Genomic DNA, 17,811 nt, shown 5'->3' with positions numbered 1-17,811 from the left:
GAGAAAGCCCCATTTGGCGGGCGGCAATGTGTCAACAGGGGGCAAGGGATGTTGCTAAAAAAACGGTATGGTCGTCAATTGTCAGTGCTCAGCTTGAGCCTGGCTTTTGCATTTGCTCCGCTGTTCAATGTCCAGGCCGCAGAGCCTGAAGTCATACCCACAGATAGCTCTGCGACGGTGGGCGATCTTTCTTCGGCATTAGTACAAAACGACGGTCAGTCCGCTGCGGTCGCGCAAATGGCCGGCGAGCAGCCGCTGGCGGCGGATGCGGTGGCGAAAAGCCGCGCTGAAATCGAGGCCTTACTGCCGTCGGGTTATCATCCGGTTTATATCAACCCGCTGGTGGCGCTATACGCTGCCCGCGACATGAAACCCATGTGGGAGAACCGCGAAGCAGTACAGGCCTTCCAGCAGCAGCTGGCAGAGGTCGCTATCGCCGGTTTCCAGCCGCAGTTCACCACCTGGGTGAGCCTGCTGACGGATCCGTCCGTCAGCGGCATGGCTCGCGATGTCGTGCTTTCCGATGCCATGATGGGATATCTGCATTTTATTAGCGGTATTCCGATGCAGGGGAACCGTTGGCTGTATGGCTCAACGCCGTACAAAATGGCGACGCCGCCGCTGTCGGTGATTAACCAGTGGCAGCTGGCGCTGGATAACGGTTCGCTACCACAGTTTATTGCCGGACTGGCGCCACAACATTCGCAATATGAAGCAATGCATCAGGCGCTGCTGACGCTGGTGGCGGATAACCGTCCGTGGCCGCAACTGACCAGCAACGCCTCGCTTCGTCCGGGAGAGTGGAGTAACGATATCGGCGCGCTGCGTGAAATCCTGCAGCGTACCGGCATGCTGGATGATTCGGCGAAAATCGCCTTACCGGGCGATGTGGTTAGCCCATCGGCGAAACCGAAGTCGAAAGCAAAACCTGCCGCGCGTGGCGTTTACGATCGCCAACTGGTAGAAGGCGTTAAGCGCTTTCAGGCCTGGCAAGGGCTGGGCGCTGATGGCGTCATCGGCCAGTCCACCCGCGACTGGCTGAACGTCTCTTCGGCGCAGCGTGCCGGGGTGCTGGCGCTGAATATCCAGCGTCTGCGTTTGCTACCGAGCAAATTGTCCACCGGCATCATGGTCAATATTCCAGCGTTCTCGCTGGTCTACTATCAGGACGGCAGTCAGGTGCTGGCATCGAGGGTCATTGTCGGTCGTCCGGATCGTAAAACGCCGATGATGAGCAGCGCGTTGAACAACGTGGTGGTCAACCCGCCGTGGAACGTGCCGCCGACGCTGGCGCGCAAAGATATTCTGCCGAAGGTGCGTAACAATCCGGGCTATCTGGAGCAGCATGGCTATACGTTGATGCGCGGCTGGAACAGCAAAGAAGCTATCGATCCGTATGGTGTCGATTGGTCTACCATCACCGAGAAGAATCTACCGTTCCGTTTCCAGCAGGCGCCGGGCGCACGCAACTCGCTGGGGCGGTATAAGTTCAATATGCCAAGCTCGGATGCTATTTATCTCCACGATACGCCGAACCACAATCTGTTCCAGAAAGATGTTCGCGCGTTGAGCTCGGGCTGCGTTCGCGTCAATAAAGCCTCTGAGCTGGCGAATATGCTATTGCAGGATGCGGGCTGGAATGATTCACGCATTTCCGACGCGCTGAAGCAGGGGGATACGCGCTACGTCAATATTCGGCAAAATATTCCGGTTAATTTATATTATTTAACCGCCTTTGTTGGCGCTGATGGACGTACACAATATCGAACAGATATTTACAATTACGATCTCACCGCGCGATCCAGCGCACAAATTCTGCCAAAAGCGGAACAATTAATCAGGTAAATGAAGTAGTTCTGCGAAAAATGTTGTCCTAGCACTGAACGAAATCGGGCCCTGGTCGTCTACAAGGCCCGTATTTCCTGGGGTGAGGCTGCCTTGACGTTGGCAATAATGCCCGGTAAGGTGCCTTTCGTGCGCCAGAAGTGCATATACATATAATCCGCAAAAATGTGTTGCGGCGGTCAATACGACCCAGCCAAGGACATTTTAGCGGAAAAGTATATTACGATTCATTTACCTGTAGACCTGATTATCATGGACAAATTTGACGCTAATCGCCGCAGATTGCTGGCGTTGGGTGGCGCTGCCCTCGGTGCTGCCGCCATTCTCCCTGCGCCGGCATTTGCCACCCTCTCGACCCCCCGACCGCGTATTTTGACGCTGAATAACCTGCACACCGGTGAATCACTCAAGGCGGAGTTTTTCGATGGTAGAGGCTATATTCAGGATGAATTAGCAAGACTTAACCACTTTTTCCGTGATTTCCGCGCGAACAAAATTAAGTCTATTGACCCAGGATTGTTCGATCAGCTTTACCGCCTGCAGGGACTACTCGGCACCAACAAGCCTGTCCAGCTCATCTCCGGTTATCGCTCCGTCGATACCAACGATGAACTTCGCGCACGAAGCCGTGGTGTAGCGAAACACAGCTATCACACCAAAGGCCAGGCGATGGATTTCCACATTGAAGGCGTTGCCTTAAGCAATATTCGCAAAGCGGCGTTATCTATGCGCTCAGGTGGTGTAGGATACTACCCACGTAGCAACTTTGTGCATATTGATACCGGTCCGGTACGGCACTGGTAACGAAAGGAGCATCATGAACTATCGTATTATTCCGGTCACGGCGTTCGCCCAGAACTGTTCTTTAATCTGGTGTGAACAAACCCGGCTTGCCGCGCTGGTCGATCCTGGCGGCGATGCCGAGCGCATCAAGGAAGAAGTGGCGGCGGCAGGCGTCAGCCTGATGCAGATCCTGTTGACGCATGGTCACCTGGATCACGTCGGCGCCGCAGCCGAGCTGGCGCAACATTACGGTGTGCCAATTATTGGACCGGAAAAAGAAGATGAGTTCTGGCTGGAAGGATTGCCGGCGCAAAGCCGTATGTTCGGGCTGGATGAGTGTCAGCCGTTGCAGCCGGACCGCTGGCTAAATGAAGGCGATGTGGTGACCGTCGGCAATATCGCTTTGCAGGTATTGCACTGTCCTGGTCATACGCCGGGGCACGTGGTTTTCTTTGACGATGCCTCTCGTCTGCTGATTTCCGGCGATGTGATTTTCAAAGGCGGAGTAGGGCGCAGCGACTTCCCGCGCGGCGACCATGGCCAGTTGATTGATGCGATTAAACGTAAGCTGTTGCCATTGGGCGACGACGTGACGTTTATCCCCGGTCATGGACCGTTATCGACGCTGGGGTATGAGCGCCTGCATAATCCGTTCCTGCAGGATGAAATGCCGGTCTGGTAATGCCTGACCTCAAAGAAATAAAAAAGGCCGCGTCTGCGGCCTTTTTCTTATGCGTCACGGCTGAAAATTACAGCACCGCGACAATGGCTTCGCACAGCGGCGACATGTTATCAGGCGTCATGCCGGCAACGTTGATACGCCCGGATGCGACCGCATAAATAGCGAACTCTTCACGCAGACGCAGTACTTGCTCTTTGGTCAGGCCGCTAAATGAGAACATCCCATTCTGTTTGGTGATGAAGGTAAAGTCGCGGCTGGCGCCTTTTTCCTGCAGGGTATTCACAAACAGTAAGCGCATGCGCTGAATACGCTGGCGCATATCGGTGAGCTCTTGTTCCCAAATGGCGCGCAGCGCGTCGTTGCTGAGAATCGTCGCCACCACGGAGGCGCCGTGCGCCGGCGGGTTAGAGTAGTTGGCGCGGATCACCGCTTTCATCTGGCTGAACGCGCGATCGACGGTGTCTTGATCGGCGGCAACCAGCGTACAGGCGCCAACGCGCTCGTTATACAGGCCGAAGTTTTTCGAATAAGAACTGGCGACCAGCAACTCTTTATGCAGCGCGGCAAACGCGCGCAGGCCTTCAGCGTCTTCTTCCAGACCGCGGGCGAAGCCCTGGTAGGCGAAGTCAAACAGCGGCAGCCAGCCTTTTTCAGCAGACATTTGCGCCAGCTGTTGCCACTGTTCCAGCGTCGGATCGATGCCGGTTGGGTTGTGGCAGCAGCCGTGGAACAGTACGACATCACCCGCTTGTGCCTCGTTCAGGCTGGCCAGCAAGCCGTCGAAATCAAGCTGGTGGTTGGCGGCATCATAATAAGCATATTCGCGCACTTCCAGCCCGGCGGCGCCGAAAACGCTTTTATGGTTTGGCCAGCTTGGATTGCTTACCCATACCCGTTTAACGTCGGTGTTTTTGGCAAGGAAATCAGCCGCAACGCGCAGGCCGCCGGTACCGCCTGGGGTCTGGGCGGTGCGGGCACGCTTATCGTTGATAATTGCGCTTCCTTTACCGAACAGCAGCTCCTGAGTGCAGCGACCAAACTCCGGAATACCATCAATACCGAGGTAGTTTTTGGTGGTTTCATTTTCCAGCAGATATTGCTCGGCTTTTTTTACGCTGGTCAGAACAGGCGTTTTACCTGTCTCATCTTTGTAAACACCAATTCCGAGGTTAATTTTGCCTGGGCGGTCATCGGCACGAAACAGATCGGCCAGGCCCAGAATAGGGTCGGCAGGGGCGGCTGTAATGTTCTCAAACATGACGAGGTTCCATTGTGATTACTGAGGGAAATCCGCTATCAGGGTAACGGTAGATTTACAAATTGCCAACCGTTTGCGACAAAAAGCGAGAAGGTTTTTGCAAGTTACGATCTTCGTCTTAGTAACGCAGAAAAGCAGGACCGAAGTCCTGCTTTTTAGGCATATCACGAAGGGGTGTACTACAGATTAGAACTGGTAAACGATACCAACCGCAGCCTGGTCGTCGGTGGCTACGCCAGCTGCGCGAGTGTAGGCATTATCATCCAGTTGGTTGAACTTGTACGCCGCGTACACGTTCATGTTTTTGTTGAAGTAGTACCAGGTACCCAGTTCTACGTATTTAACCAGGTCCGCATCGCCGCCGCCGAAGCCACCGCGAGCCTGCAGGTTTTTACCTTTAGTCTGCACGTAGCCCAGGGACGGACGCAGACCGAAATCGAACTGGTATTGAACTACGGCTTCGAAGTTCTGAGTTTTGCCCGCGAAGTGGTCATCTTCTTCCGGCGTCATGTTGTAAGTCTGGGAGTACATAACTGCGGCATAGATGTTGTTAGCATCGTACTTGGCAGAGGTTGCCCATGCTTCAGCTTTGTCACCGTTGCCGTCACGTTTCTGGTCAACGCTACGGTTGGAGTTAGCGTAACCTGCAGACAGCGCGATACCGTTATCAAACGCGTAGGTTGCCGCGGTGCTGAAACCGTCGCCATTCTGTTTGCGAATTGAGCGGTCGTGATCGTTTTTACCCTGATACTGCAGCGCAAAGCTCAGGCCGTCCACCAGACCGAAGAAGTCTGAGTTACGGTAGGTGGCCACGCCGTTGGTACGGCCGGTCATGAAGTTATCGGTGTAGTTCCAGCCGTCGCCGCCCCACTCAACCAGCATATCGGTTGCGGATTCAACGTCGTAGATGGCGCCGTAGTTACGGCCGTAATCGAATGAACCGTATTCACCCGCTTTCAGACCGGCGAAAGCCAGACGGGTTTTGGTGGTCTGGGAACCTTCAACGTTGGACGCATCCATGTTGTATTCCCACTGGCCGTAACCGATCAACTGGTCGTTGATCTGGGTTTCGCCTTTCAGGCCGATACGGGCATAGGTGGTGTCGTCGCTGCTGGTGTCACCATTGGTGGTCCAGACATGTTCGCCAACCATTTTTCCGTAGAAATCCAGTTTGTTACCATTTTTGTTATAGATTTCCGCAGCGTTGGCCGCACCGGCTACCAGCAGGGCAGGGATCACCACTGCCAGAATATTGCGCTTCATCATTATTTATTACCCTCATTAATATTTTTTATATGACACTTGCCACCGCCAGCAATAATTTCCGTCAATGAAAATTTACAGAACTATTGAAGATAGTTTGGTGTCTGAAGGCATCTTTCCATCGGTAGTGCCGTTTCGCTAGCCGGAAAATGCTACCAATATCGTAAATTAGTTACGAAAAGAAAAAACATGTAACTAAATATGTATTTTTTGGAACTTTGTGAACTCAATCAAAATTCCGTTCCACTTTGCGAAGATTGTCACCTTCTCATATATATCTATATGAATTAGTTATGAATATTTTCGCTAAAGACAGATTTGATTATTTTTTAGCTCAATTCGGTCCCTTTTTTGCTCAGGCGCTATTTTTGCATAACGTGCGCAGAATGATTAAAAAATAATCAAATCAATCAGTGTATTCACTTGTGTCTTAACATAAGGTGCGAAATCTACGTACGAAGGGTAAGGAAATAGTGAGTAACATAATTACGAATTGTGAAGGTTGATGTTTAAGTTTGTTGAAATTCGTTCACGAAAATTGACATAAAAAAAGGCCGGCTTGCGCCGACCTTGTCAGTATTTTAACGAAACGCGATTAGAAAGTGGCGTTACGTGGCGTACGTGGGAAAGGAATCACGTCGCGAACGTTCTGTACGCCGGTTACGTAGGCGATAAGACGCTCGAAGCCCAGACCGAAGCCAGAATGCGGTACGGTGCCGTAACGACGCAGGTCGCGATACCACCAGTAATCTTCTTTATTCAGACCCATTTCGGCCATACGCGCGTCCAGCACGTCGAGACGCTCTTCACGCTGGGACCCGCCGATGATTTCGCCGATGCCCGGCGCCAGAACGTCCATTGCGGCGACGGTCTTACCGTCTTCGTTAAGGCGCATGTAGAACGCCTTAATGTCTTTCGGATAGTTTTTCACGACCACCGGCGCTTTGAAGTGCTCTTCGGCCAGATAACGCTCATGCTCGGAGGAGAGATCCACGCCCCAATACACCGGGTTCTCAAACTGCTTGCCGCAGTTTTCCAGGATAGTGACGGCGTCGGTGTAATCAACCTGGGCGAAATCAGCAGAGACAAAACGCTGCAGACGGTCGATGGCGTCTTTATCTACGCGCTCGGCGAAGAACTTCATGTCATCTGCACGCTCTTCCAGTACCGCTTTGAAGACGTACTTCAGCATGGCTTCCGCCAGACCGGCAACATCGTTGAGGCTGGCGAAGGCTACCTCTGGCTCCAGCATCCAGAACTCCGCCAGGTGGCGGCTGGTGTTGGAGTTTTCGGCGCGGAAGGTTGGGCCGAAGGTATAGATTTTGGACAATGCGCAGGCATAGGTCTCACCGTTCAACTGACCGGAAACGGTCAGGAACGACTCTTTACCGAAGAAGTCTTTATCGAAGTCGACTTTACCCTGGTCGTTACGCGGCAGGTTTTCCAGATCCAGCGTTGATACGCGGAACATTTCACCGGCGCCTTCGGTATCGGAAGCGGTGATCAGCGGGGTGGATACCCAGAAGAAACCCTGTTCGTCGAAGAAACGGTGCAGCGCCTGCGCCAGGGTGTGACGTACGCGCGCTACCGCGCCAATCAGGTTGGTGCGCGGACGCAGGTGCGCCACTTCACGCAGATACTCGATGCTGTGGCGCTTCGCCGCCATCGGGTAGGTGTCCGGATCTTCAACCCAGCCGGTGACTTCCACATTGGAGGCCTGGATTTCAAAGCTCTGTCCCTGACCCTGGGAGGCCACGACTTTACCGGTGACGATAACCGAGCAGCCGGTGGTCAGGCGCAACACTTCCTGATTGTAATTGGGCAGAGAATTATTAATAACGGCCTGTACAGGATCAAAGCAGGAACCGTCATAGACGGCGAGGAAAGAAAAGCCAGCTTTAGAATCTCGGCGGGTACGCACCCATCCGCGCACGGTGACTTCGCTGTCAACGGCAACGCGGCCCTGGAGTACGTCGGCTACAGGCACAACGCTCATAATATTCTCTCTATATAGTCCAATAAAAAAGTCTCTTCCCCTGCAACGGGGGGATATCTATGTTACCTGTCATCTTCCATCAGACAAGCAGAATTCGCATCATAAAGGGATAATTTGATAATAATTAATAAAGAAAAAGGAGCCTGCCAGGCTCCTTGTTGAAATTAACTCGCCTTTTTAATCGGCGGCAGGTCAAACGCCTCGCGCAGGGCGCGGACGAACGCCTTATCGTGGCAGATGGTTTTACCCGGGCTGTCGGAGAGTTTCGCCACCGGCTTGCCGTTACATTCTACTAGTTTTATCACGATATTTAGCGGTTTCACCTGTGGGATGTCGCAGGTTAACCGGGTGCCGATACCGAAGCTGAGCTTCACCCGCGAGGAGAAGTGGCGATACAGATCGACCGCTTTGGCGAGGTCGAGGTTATCGGAGAACACCAGCACTTTACTCATCGGGTCGATACCCAATTTCTGATAATGGGCGATAGCTTTCTCGCCCCACTCCAGCGGATCCCCGGAGTCATGGCGTAGCCCCTGATAGCGGGTGGCGAATTCAGGACCGAAATCACGTAGGAAAGCGTCCATGGTGATGCAGTCGGTCAGGGCAATACCCAGCTGATCCGGATATTCCGCCAGCCAGGCGGCAAGCGCCGCGCGTTGGCTGCTGGCCAGGTTTGGACTGATCTGCTGGTGGGCCTGGAACCATTCGTGCGCCTGGGTACCCATCGGGGTTAAATTCAATCGGCGGGCCAGATCGTAGTTGCTGGTGCCGACAAACCACGGCTCCTGCTGCAAGCGCTGCACGATAGCCTGCTGTACTTCGCGGGAGAAGCGGCGGCGGGTGCCAAAATCCATCAGGCGGAATGCCGACATATCGATGTCGGCGGTCATGTCGGCGAAGTCGGCAAGCTTATGTTCGAGCGTCTCCAGCGCCAGGCCGACGCTGATTTCCGGCGAACGGTAGTGGTGCACCAGTTCGCTGATGACCGCCAGCAGCGGCACTTCCCACATGATCACTTCGCGCCACGGCCCGGCGAGGCGAATATTCAGCTTACCATGATCGTTGATGACGGTGACCTGGCTTGGGTCGTAACGGAAGTCGCGCAGCCAGGCGAGATAGTCCTGCGAGAAGAACGGCAGGGTGGACAGCCAGCGATACTCATCGTCCTGCAGCTTCAGGTCGCGCATGGTTTCAACCTGCTCGCGAATCGCGTCGGCATAGATGCCGAGCAGGTCGTCTCCGCGGCAGCGGAACTCTGCCGCCACCTCCACATCATAGTAGCGGTGGAAGACGGCCTGCTGCATATGCAGCTTATAGGCATCCGTATCAAGCAGCGAGTGCAGTACAGGAGAAGTGAATTGTGTCATGGTGCGCAGTAGCATCCTCTCACTGGGGCGTTCCATTCAAACCAAAGCAGAAAAAAGGAGGCGGAGTATACCTTTAATACCCGGTGCTGTCCTGCTGCGATGGCTCGACGGTAACGCTGACGGTCATTTGCGAGGCCTAGTTTAATATATTGAACACGGATCACACCACAAGCTTTGCGCCGGGTCGAGCGCATTTCGTGCCTCATGTGTTATCAATATGTAGCGATTTTCGTGTTGAACGTTGAAAAGATGAAGATTCTGCATAGCGCGATCTGCGCAACAGGAATAGACTGGAACCGATACTTTACAGACACGCTAAAGGTTTTTTATGACACAACAGCCCCAAGCCAAATACCGCCACGACTACCGTGCGCCGGATTATCTGATTAGCGATATTGATTTGACCTTTGACCTGGATGCCGCGAAAACCGTTGTCACGGCCGAGAGTAAGGTTTCCCGTCACGCGGCTGCGTCTGATGTGCCATTGCGTCTGGATGGCGAAGACCTGACCCTGATTTCACTGCAGGTGAACGGTCAGCCGTGGAACGACTATAAAGAAGAAAATAATCAGCTGGTGATTGGCGGTTTGCCGGACAGTTTCACCCTGACTATCGTCAACGAAATTAGCCCGGCGGCGAACACCGCGCTGGAAGGCCTGTATCAGTCAGGCGAAGCGCTATGTACCCAGTGTGAAGCTGAAGGTTTCCGCCATATTACCTGGTATCTGGACCGCCCGGATGTGCTGGCGCGCTTCACCACCAAAATCATTGCCGATAAAGCCAAATACCCCTACCTGCTTTCTAACGGCAACCGCGTCGCGCAGGGCGAGCTGGACAATGGCCGTCACTGGATCCAGTGGCAGGATCCGTTCCCAAAACCCTGTTACCTGTTCGCGCTGGTGGCCGGCGATTTCGATGTGCTGCGTGACACCTTCACCACCCGTTCCGGGCGTGAAGTCGCGCTTGAACTATACGTTGACCGCGGCAACCTCGACCGCGCGCCATGGGCGATGACCTCGCTGAAAAATTCAATGAAGTGGGACGAAACCCGTTTCGGTCTCGAATATGACCTCGACATCTATATGATCGTCGCCGTCGACTTCTTCAATATGGGGGCGATGGAGAACAAAGGCCTCAACGTCTTTAACTCTAAATACGTGCTGGCCCGTACCGATACCGCGACCGATAAAGATTACCTCGATATTGAGCGCGTCATTGGTCACGAATATTTCCATAACTGGACCGGCAACCGCGTGACCTGTCGCGACTGGTTCCAGCTCAGCCTGAAAGAAGGGCTGACCGTATTCCGCGATCAGGAATTCAGTTCCGACCTCGGCTCGCGCGCGGTGAACCGCATCAACAACGTTCGTACCATGCGTGGGCTGCAGTTTGCCGAAGACGCCAGCCCGATGGCGCACCCGATCCGTCCGGATATGGTTATTGAGATGAACAACTTCTACACCCTGACGGTATACGAAAAGGGCGCGGAAGTGATCCGTATGCTGCACACCCTGCTCGGCGAAGCCAATTTCCAGAAAGGGATGCAGTTGTACTTTGAGCGCCACGACGGCAGCGCCGCCACCTGCGATGATTTCGTGCAGGCGATGGAAGATGCTTCGAACGTCGATCTGTCGCATTTCCGTCGCTGGTACAGCCAGTCCGGCACGCCGGTCGTTACCGTGCATGACGACTATAACCCGGAAACCGAGCAGTACACCCTGACTATCAGCCAGCGTACGCCGCCGACCGCGGAACAGGCCGACAAGCAGCCGCTGCACATCCCGTTCAGTATCGAGCTGTACGATAACGAAGGCAAAGCGATCCCGCTGCAGAAAGGCGGCCATCCGGTGCACCACGTGTTGAATGTCACCCAGGCGGAACAGACGTTCGTCTTTGATAACGTTTACTTCCAGCCGGTACCGGCGCTGCTGTGTGAATTCTCCGCGCCGGTCAAGCTTGAATATAAGTGGAGCGACCAGCAGCTGACGTTCCTGATGCGCCACGCGCGTAACGACTTCTCGCGTTGGGATGCCGCGCAGAGCCTGCTGGCGACCTACATCAAGCTCAACGTTAACCGCCATCAGCAGGGGCAGCCGCTGTCGCTGCCGATCCACGTCGCTGACGCTTTCCGCGCGATTCTGCTCGACGAGAAGATCGATCCGGCGCTGGCGGCGGAAATTTTAACGCTGCCGTCGGCCAACGAAATCGCCGAACTGTTCACCATCATCGATCCGATTGCCATCGCGGCGGTGCGCGAAGCGCTGACCCGTACGCTGGCGAAAGAGCTGGCCGATGAGCTGCTGGTGGTTTACAACGCCAACAAGCTCGACAGCTATCGCGTAGACCATGCCGATATCGGTAAACGTTCCCTGCGCAATACCTGCCTGCGCTATCTGGCTTTTGGCGATGTTGAGTTGGCAGATAAGCTGGTGCAAGCCCAGTATCATCATGCTGACAACATGACCGACGCGTTGGCTGCGCTGTCGTCGGCGGTGGCGGCTGAGTTGCCGTGCCGTGATGCATTGATGCAGGAGTATGACGATAAGTGGCACCAGGACGGCCTGGTGATGGACAAGTGGTTTATTCTGCAGTCCACCAGCCCGGCGGCCAATGTGGTTGAGACGGTACGCGGCTTGCTCAAGCACCGTTCATTCACGATGAGCAACCCAAACCGGGTACGTTCGCTGATCGGCGCCTTCGCGAGTAGCAACCCGGCGGCGTTCCATGCCGAAGACGGCAGCGGTTACCAGTTCCTGGTGGAAATGCTGACCGAGCTCAATAGCCGCAACCCGCAGGTGGCGTCGCGTCTAATTGAGCCGCTGATTCGTCTGAAACGCTACGATGAGAAACGTCAGGCCAAGATGCGTGCGGCGCTGGAACAGCTGAAAGGGCTGGAGAATCTCTCCGGCGATCTGTTCGAGAAGATTACCAAAGCGCTGGCGTAACGGCCGCAAAATCCCCGGTGGCGCTCTTGCTTACCGGGGCTACAGCGCTGTGCGATTTGGTAGCCCGGCCGAGCGAAGCGCGGGCCGGGAACGTCAGTTAGCCATGACTAAACAAACGCGGCGCACGCTCGTTGTCGCCGCGCTTCATCACCCGATCGAGTACCTGCGCTTCCAGTTCCGCCAGCTTCGCCGAGCCGAACCGCCGCGGACGTGGAATATCCACGTTCAAATCGAGGCCAATTTTCTTTTCTTCTATTAACAGCACCCGGTCGGCCATCGCCACCGCTTCACTCACATCATGAGTTACAAGCAACACGGTAAAGCCGTGTTCTTGCCAGAGCGAAACAATCAATTCCTGCATTTCCAGACGGGTGAGGGCGTCAAGCGCTCCCAGCGGTTCATCCAGCAGCAGCAGACGCGGGCGATGGATCAGCGCGCGGGCCAGCGCAACACGCTGTTTTTGCCCGCCGGAGAGGGCCGCCGGCCACTCATCGGCTCTCTCTTCCAGCCCGACGCTGGCCAGCGCCTGGCGGGCGGCATCGCGCCACTGGCCCTTCAGCCCAAGTCCAACGTTGTCGATAACCGTCTTCCACGGCAGCAACCGCGCGTCCTGGAACATCATACGCGTTTCATCCTGAATCTGCGCAAGCGGCGTCGCGCCTGCCAGTAGTTCGCCGCCGTTGGGTTTTTCCAGCCCGGCCAGCAGGCGCAACAGGGTGCTTTTGCCGCCGCCGCTGCGGCCGACCACCGCGACAAATTGCCCGCCAGGAATATGTAAATCCAGCTCATTGAGAATGACATTGTCGCCGTAGCGTTTGCTGACCCCATTGAGTAAGAGCGGGATCCCGGGATTAATACGAGCAGTATTCATGCGTTAGCCTCCTGAAGACGGTACGCCGGGTTCCAGCGTAGCCACACGCGCTCCAGCAGTTGCGCGCTAAAATCGGCGAGCTTGCCGAGAATGGCGTAAAGAATAATGGCGACCACCACCACGTCAGTTTGCAGAAACTCGCGGGCGTTCATAGCCAGATAACCGATTCCGGCATTCGCGGAGATGGTCTCAGCGACGATAAGCGTCAGCCACATCAATCCGAGGGCGAAGCGAATGCCAACCATAATCGAGGGCAGGGCGCCGGGAAGGATCACGTGGCGGAAGAGGGCGAATCCTGATAAGCCATAGCTACGCGCCATTTCCACCAGACCGCGATCGATATTGCGGATGCCGTGCCAGGTATTGATATAAATCGGAAACATCGTCCCCAGCGCGACAAGAAATATTTTGGCGCTTTCGTCAATACCGAACCACAAAATCACCAGGGGGATCAGCGCCAGATGCGGTACATTGCGCAGCATCTGGATGGAGGTATCCAGCAGGCGTTCGCCCCAGCGCGAGAGGCCGCTGATGAGTCCGAGCGTCAGGCCGATGGAGCCGCCAATGGCGAAGCCGAGTAAGGCGCGCCAGGAACTGATCGCCAGGTGTTGCCACAGCTCGCCGCTGGCGGAGAGCGTCCAGAAGGCTTTCAGTACCCCCTCCGGAGAGGGGAGAATACGGGTTGAGAGCCAGCCTACCGATGACGCCAATTGCCAGATAAGCACGGTGCCCACCGGTAAAAACCAAGGAGCGAGGCGTAATAGAAGTTTTTGCGAAGAGGCTGCCATAGTTCGCTCCCTAACTTTGCGCCGCTTTACGCGGGATAAATTCGTTCGCCACCGCTTCGCCCTGCAGGCGCAAGTTTTGCGGCTGAGGGATCGTCGGGACGTTGACATCGAGCAGCGGGAACAGCAGTTCGCCGACTCGCCAGGCTTCCTCAAGGTGCGGGTAGCCGGAGAAGATAAAACTGTCGATGCCTAGTTCGGCGTATTCATTAATACGTTCAGCGACGGTGGCCGCATCGCCAACCAGCGCAGTACCTGCGCCGCCGCGCGCCAGCCCGACCCCGGCCCACAGGTTCGGGCTGATCTCCAGTTTGTCGCGACGGCCGTTGTGCAGCGCCGCCATGCGGTGCTGGCCAACAGAATCGGTTTGCGCGAAGGCTGCCTGCGCGCGGGCGATGGTCTCGTCATCCAGATGGGAGATTAAGCTCTCCGCCGCTTGCCATGCCTCTTCATTGGTTTCGCGAACGATGACGTGCAAACGAATACCAAAGCGGACGCTGCGGCCGAGGCGCGCGGCTTTCTCACGCACCTGGGCGATTTTTTCCGCCACCTGCGCTGGCGGTTCGCCCCAGGTCAGGTAGAGGTCGACCTGTTCGGCGGCCAGATCCTGCGCAACGTCCGAGGAGCCGCCAAAGTAGAGCGGCGGTCGCGGTTGCTGCTGCGGTGGGAAGAGCAGTTTCGCCCCGCGCACGTGCTGGTGCTTGCCGTGGAAAGTCACGGTTTCACCTTCCATCAGTTTGCGCCAGATATGGGTGAACTCGGCGGAGGCTTCGTAGCGTTCGGTGTGGTCGAGGAATACCCCATCGCCAGCTAATTCATTCGGATCGCTGCCGGTGACCAGATTGAACAATGCCCGGCCATTAGAGAGCCGGTCAAGGGTAGCCGCCTGGCGCGCGGCGACGGTGGGGGATACCACGCTTGGGCGCAGCGCGACAAGAAACTTCAGCCGCTGGGTGACGGGGATCATTGAAGCGGCAACCAGCCAGGCATCTTCGCACGAGCGCCCGGTGGGAATCAGTACGCCGGTGAAGCCGAGGCGGTCGGCGGCCTGGGCGATTTGCTGCAGATAGCTGTAGTCTACCGGGCGCGCGCCTTCGTCGGTGCCCAGATAGCGGCCGTCACCGTGGGTGGGTAAGAACCAGAACATATTCAGACTCATGATTTCGCTCCTTGTGCGGGGGCAGGCTGCCAGATACGGTTTTGAATAGTGATTTTTTTCGGTACCAGCTTGTTCTCATAGAACAGATCGGCGGTTTGCTGTTGGCGAGCGGCCGTTTCAGCGCTTACCGGCGATATCGCAGTTGGCGGACGATGGTCGAGATAGCTGGCAATCACCGCTTCGGGTAGTCCCATCGTTTTGGCCAGCAGGGCAATACTTTGCTGGCGATGGCTGATGGTCAGGGCATCCGCCTGGCTAAAGGTCGCCAGCACCCCTTCGATAAAGGCGCCGTTCTTTTCGGCATAAGGACGGGCGGCAAGATAGAACGAACCGGTTTGCTTCAGGTCGCTACCATCTTTCAGTACCCGTACCCCGCCTTGCAGCAGCGCCGCAGAGTAATAGGGATCCCAGATAGCCCAGGCATCGACATTACCCTGCTGAAAAGCGGCGCGGGCATCGGCGGGGGCAAGATACACCGGCTGGATATCGCTGAATTTCAGACCTGCCTGCTGTAGAGCGCGCAGCAGCAGATTATGCGAACTGGAGCCCTTCTGGAACGCCACCTTACGGCCTTTCAGTTCAGCCACGCTGTTGATTGGGCTGTTATCGGCGACCAGAATCACTTCCGCTTTTGGTTTCGCGGGTTCCGCGCCGATATAGACCAGATCGGCGCCGGCAGCCTGAGCGAAAATCGGTGGAATATCGCCAGTACTGCCGATATCAATACTGCCGACGTTCAGCGCTTCCAGCATTTGCGGCCCGGCGGGAAACTCGACCCACGAAATCTTAGTTTGCGGATAGCGCTGCTCCAGCAGCTGATGGCTCTTTGCCAGCACCATACTGACGCTGCCTTTCTGGTAGCCGATGCGTAACGCTTCCGGCGCCTGCGGGGCCGCATGCGTAATAAAGGAAAGCGCGAGTAGCCCGCCGAGAGTCAGGGCACGCAGAGGATTAAGCATGCTCAACCCCCTGTAAGGTCTTTAGCCCCGGGATGCGGCTGTTACGGCGATTCAGCGCCTGCCAGAAGGTCTCCAGCGCCTGGTCGAGACGGTTTTGCAGATTCGGTGTGAACTGCGGTTTATGTTGATAATCGGTGACCTGGCTGTCATCGGCGAATACGCCATGGAGGATCTCCTGCGCTTTGAGAGCATTAAGCACCGGCTTCAGGGCGTAATCGACCGCCAGCATATGGGCGATGGTGCCGCCTGTCGCCAGCGGCAGGACAATTTTGCCTTCCAGAGCGCGTTCGGGGAGCAAATCCAGTAGCGTCTTCAGCGCGCCGGAAAAAGAGGCTTTATAGACGGGAGTGGCGATAATCAGGCCATCAGCGCCGGCCAGTTGTTCATTTAAGGTATGCAGAGCGGGGTTATCGAAGCGGGCGTAAAGCAGATCTTCGGGATCAAAATTCTGTAAATGCCAGTGATAGACTTCGATGTCGGCCGCGGTAAGTTTCTCTCTGGTGTACTCCAGCAATGCGCTTGAGCGAGAAGGGTAGCGGGGGCTGCCCGCGAGTGTAATAACGCGCATACTCTCTCCTTATAACCAAATGTTTGCATTTATCTATAATTGATAACATTTTATGGCAGTGTGACAGAGGGCGTTTATTTCCCTAAATGATTTTTCCGGGGTTAAATTGCCAAAATGCGCATAACAGGCGGCAGAGAAGTAAACGTTTGCGTTGGACGCGTGATTTTTTGTCGCAGGTCAATTCCCTTTCGGGCGCGGATCGAACATAATACGCCCCCGGTTTGCACACCGGGAATCCAGGAGAGTTCATGTACTATCCCTTCGTTCGTAAAGCTCTTTTTCAGCTCGATCCTGAGCGCGCTCATGAAGTAACCTTCCAACAATTACGCCGCGTAACCGGCACGCCGCTGGAAATACTGGTTCGGCAAAAAGTACCGTCGAAACCCGTTACCTGTATGGGGCTCACTTTCAAGAATCCACTGGGGCTGGCGGCCGGGCTTGATAAAAACGGCGAGTGCATTGATGCGCTCGGTGCGATGGGCTTCGGCTCAATTGAAATTGGCACCGTGACTCCGCGTCCGCAGCCGGGCAATGACAAGCCGAGGATCTTCCGTCTCGTCGATGCCGAAGGTTTGATCAACCGCATGGGCTTTAATAACCACGGCGTTGATAACCTGGTCGAGAATGTGAAAAAAGCGCATTTTGACGGCGTGCTGGGGATTAATATCGGTAAAAATAAAGACACCCCGGTTGAACAGGGTAAAGATGATTATCTGATTTGTATGGAAAAAGTCTATCCATACGCTGGATATATCGCCATTAATATCTCCTCGCCGAATACCCCAGGGTTACGTACTCTGCAATATGGTGAAGCGCTGGATGATTTACTCAGCGGTATTAAAAATAAGCAGCTCGAACTTCAACAGAAACATCAAAAATATGTTCCTGTGGCGGTGAAGATCGCCCCGGATCTTTCTGTCGAAGAATTGATCCAGGTAGCCGACAGCTTAGTCCGCCATAATATTGATGGCGTCATTGCTACCAATACCACCCTCGATCGTTCACTGGTCCAGGGGATGAAGCATTGTGATGAAACCGGTGGGTTGAGTGGTCGTCCATTACAATTAAAAAGCACCGAGATTATTCGTATGCTGGCCACGGAATTAAATGGTCGTTTGCCCATTATCGGAGTTGGCGGTATTGACTCGGTGATTGCCGCTCGTGAAAAGCTGGCTGCTGGCGCCACGCTGGTGCAGATTTATTCCGGGTTTATTTTTAAAGGGCCACCGCTGATTAAAGAAATTGTTACACACATCTAATCTTTTCCCCTTCTGAATCTTCCCCAGGGCTTTATTTCCGGCCCTGGTTGTTTTATATTCCTTCATTGTTGC

General features: G+C 55.2%; 13 protein-coding genes and 1 pseudogene. 5 read left to right on the top strand and 9 right to left on the bottom strand.

The features are described 5' to 3' along the window. Positions 1-48 precede the first annotated feature (48 nt). The 3 genes from ldtD (at position 49) to ABLU86_RS10470 (ending at position 3,310) form a co-directional block, all read left to right on the top strand. The gene (ldtD, locus tag ABLU86_RS10480) at positions 49-1,845 is read left to right on the top strand and encodes a L,D-transpeptidase (protein ID WP_348796116.1); all 1,797 of its coding nucleotides are present in this window, start codon (positions 49-51) and stop codon (positions 1,843-1,845) included. Between the two features lie 252 nt (positions 1,846-2,097). Further along, positions 2,098-2,649: a YcbK family protein gene (locus ABLU86_RS10475; RefSeq protein ID WP_015367456.1), complete on the top strand. Its 552-nt coding sequence runs from the start codon at positions 2,098-2,100 to the stop codon at positions 2,647-2,649. A 13-nt stretch (positions 2,650-2,662) separates the two neighbouring features. Beyond that, positions 2,663-3,310, top strand: coding sequence for an MBL fold metallo-hydrolase (locus ABLU86_RS10470; RefSeq protein WP_015367455.1), 648 nt, complete (start codon positions 2,663-2,665; stop codon positions 3,308-3,310). A gap of 67 nt (positions 3,311-3,377) precedes the next feature. Here ABLU86_RS10470 and ABLU86_RS10465 read toward each other — a convergent pair whose 3' ends face one another. The 4 genes from ABLU86_RS10465 to pncB form a co-directional block, all read right to left on the bottom strand. Then, a complete protein-coding gene (locus ABLU86_RS10465; RefSeq protein WP_015367454.1) occupies positions 3,378-4,568 on the bottom strand; it encodes an amino acid aminotransferase in 1,191 nt (396 codons plus the stop codon). Between the two features lie 186 nt (positions 4,569-4,754). Then, complete coding sequence (ompK35, locus tag ABLU86_RS10460; protein ID WP_015367453.1) at positions 4,755-5,834, bottom strand: porin OmpK35; 1,080 nt, start codon at positions 5,832-5,834, stop codon at positions 4,755-4,757. A gap of 592 nt (positions 5,835-6,426) precedes the next feature. After that, positions 6,427-7,827, bottom strand: coding sequence for an asparagine--tRNA ligase (gene asnS / locus ABLU86_RS10455; protein ID WP_015367451.1), 1,401 nt, complete (start codon positions 7,825-7,827; stop codon positions 6,427-6,429). Between the two features lie 164 nt (positions 7,828-7,991). Further along, positions 7,992-9,194, bottom strand: a complete 1,203-nt coding sequence (gene pncB / locus ABLU86_RS10450) for a nicotinate phosphoribosyltransferase (protein WP_047080107.1) — start codon at positions 9,192-9,194, stop codon at positions 7,992-7,994. Positions 9,195-9,522: 328 nt separating this feature from the next. Between pncB and pepN the strand changes: the two genes are divergently transcribed. Then, positions 9,523-12,138 (top strand): aminopeptidase N, encoded by a 2,616-nt coding sequence (gene pepN / locus ABLU86_RS10445; protein WP_042892900.1) that lies wholly within the window; start codon positions 9,523-9,525, stop codon positions 12,136-12,138. Between the two features lie 97 nt (positions 12,139-12,235). On the opposite strand, the gene ssuB is transcribed toward pepN, so the two are convergent. From ssuB to ssuE, 5 genes and pseudogenes are all read right to left on the bottom strand, one after another. Next, the gene (gene ssuB, locus ABLU86_RS10440; RefSeq protein ID WP_047041720.1) at positions 12,236-13,009 is read right to left on the bottom strand and encodes an aliphatic sulfonates ABC transporter ATP-binding protein; all 774 of its coding nucleotides are present in this window, start codon (positions 13,007-13,009) and stop codon (positions 12,236-12,238) included. Next, on the bottom strand, positions 13,006-13,797 hold the full coding sequence (ssuC, locus tag ABLU86_RS10435) for an aliphatic sulfonate ABC transporter permease SsuC (RefSeq protein ID WP_015367447.1): 792 nt from the start codon (positions 13,795-13,797) through the stop codon (positions 13,006-13,008). Before ssuC ends, ssuB begins: the two co-directional genes overlap by 4 nt. A 10-nt stretch (positions 13,798-13,807) precedes the next feature. After that, complete coding sequence (gene ssuD, locus ABLU86_RS10430; protein WP_015367446.1) at positions 13,808-14,953, bottom strand: FMNH2-dependent alkanesulfonate monooxygenase; 1,146 nt, start codon at positions 14,951-14,953, stop codon at positions 13,808-13,810. Then, a pseudogene (locus ABLU86_RS10425) lies at positions 14,913-15,912 on the bottom strand (sulfonate ABC transporter substrate-binding protein). Before ABLU86_RS10425 ends, ssuD begins: the two are co-directional and overlap by 41 nt. Then, complete coding sequence (gene ssuE, locus ABLU86_RS10420; RefSeq protein WP_015704899.1) at positions 15,905-16,480, bottom strand: NADPH-dependent FMN reductase; 576 nt, start codon at positions 16,478-16,480, stop codon at positions 15,905-15,907. Before ssuE ends, ABLU86_RS10425 begins: the two are co-directional and overlap by 8 nt. A gap of 248 nt (positions 16,481-16,728) precedes the next feature. Here ssuE and pyrD point away from each other — a divergent pair, with 248 nt between their 5' ends. Then, positions 16,729-17,739, top strand: coding sequence for a quinone-dependent dihydroorotate dehydrogenase (pyrD, locus tag ABLU86_RS10415; protein ID WP_045362313.1), 1,011 nt, complete (start codon positions 16,729-16,731; stop codon positions 17,737-17,739). The last annotated feature ends 72 nt before the right edge of the window (positions 17,740-17,811 follow it).

It is taken from the genome of Klebsiella sp. JN_Kp121 (assembly GCF_040062145.1).
Classification (GTDB): domain Bacteria; phylum Pseudomonadota; class Gammaproteobacteria; order Enterobacterales; family Enterobacteriaceae; genus Klebsiella; species Klebsiella aerogenes.
The sequence above is the reverse complement of the archived record's forward strand: the minus strand, read 5'-3'. Positions and strand labels throughout refer to the sequence as shown.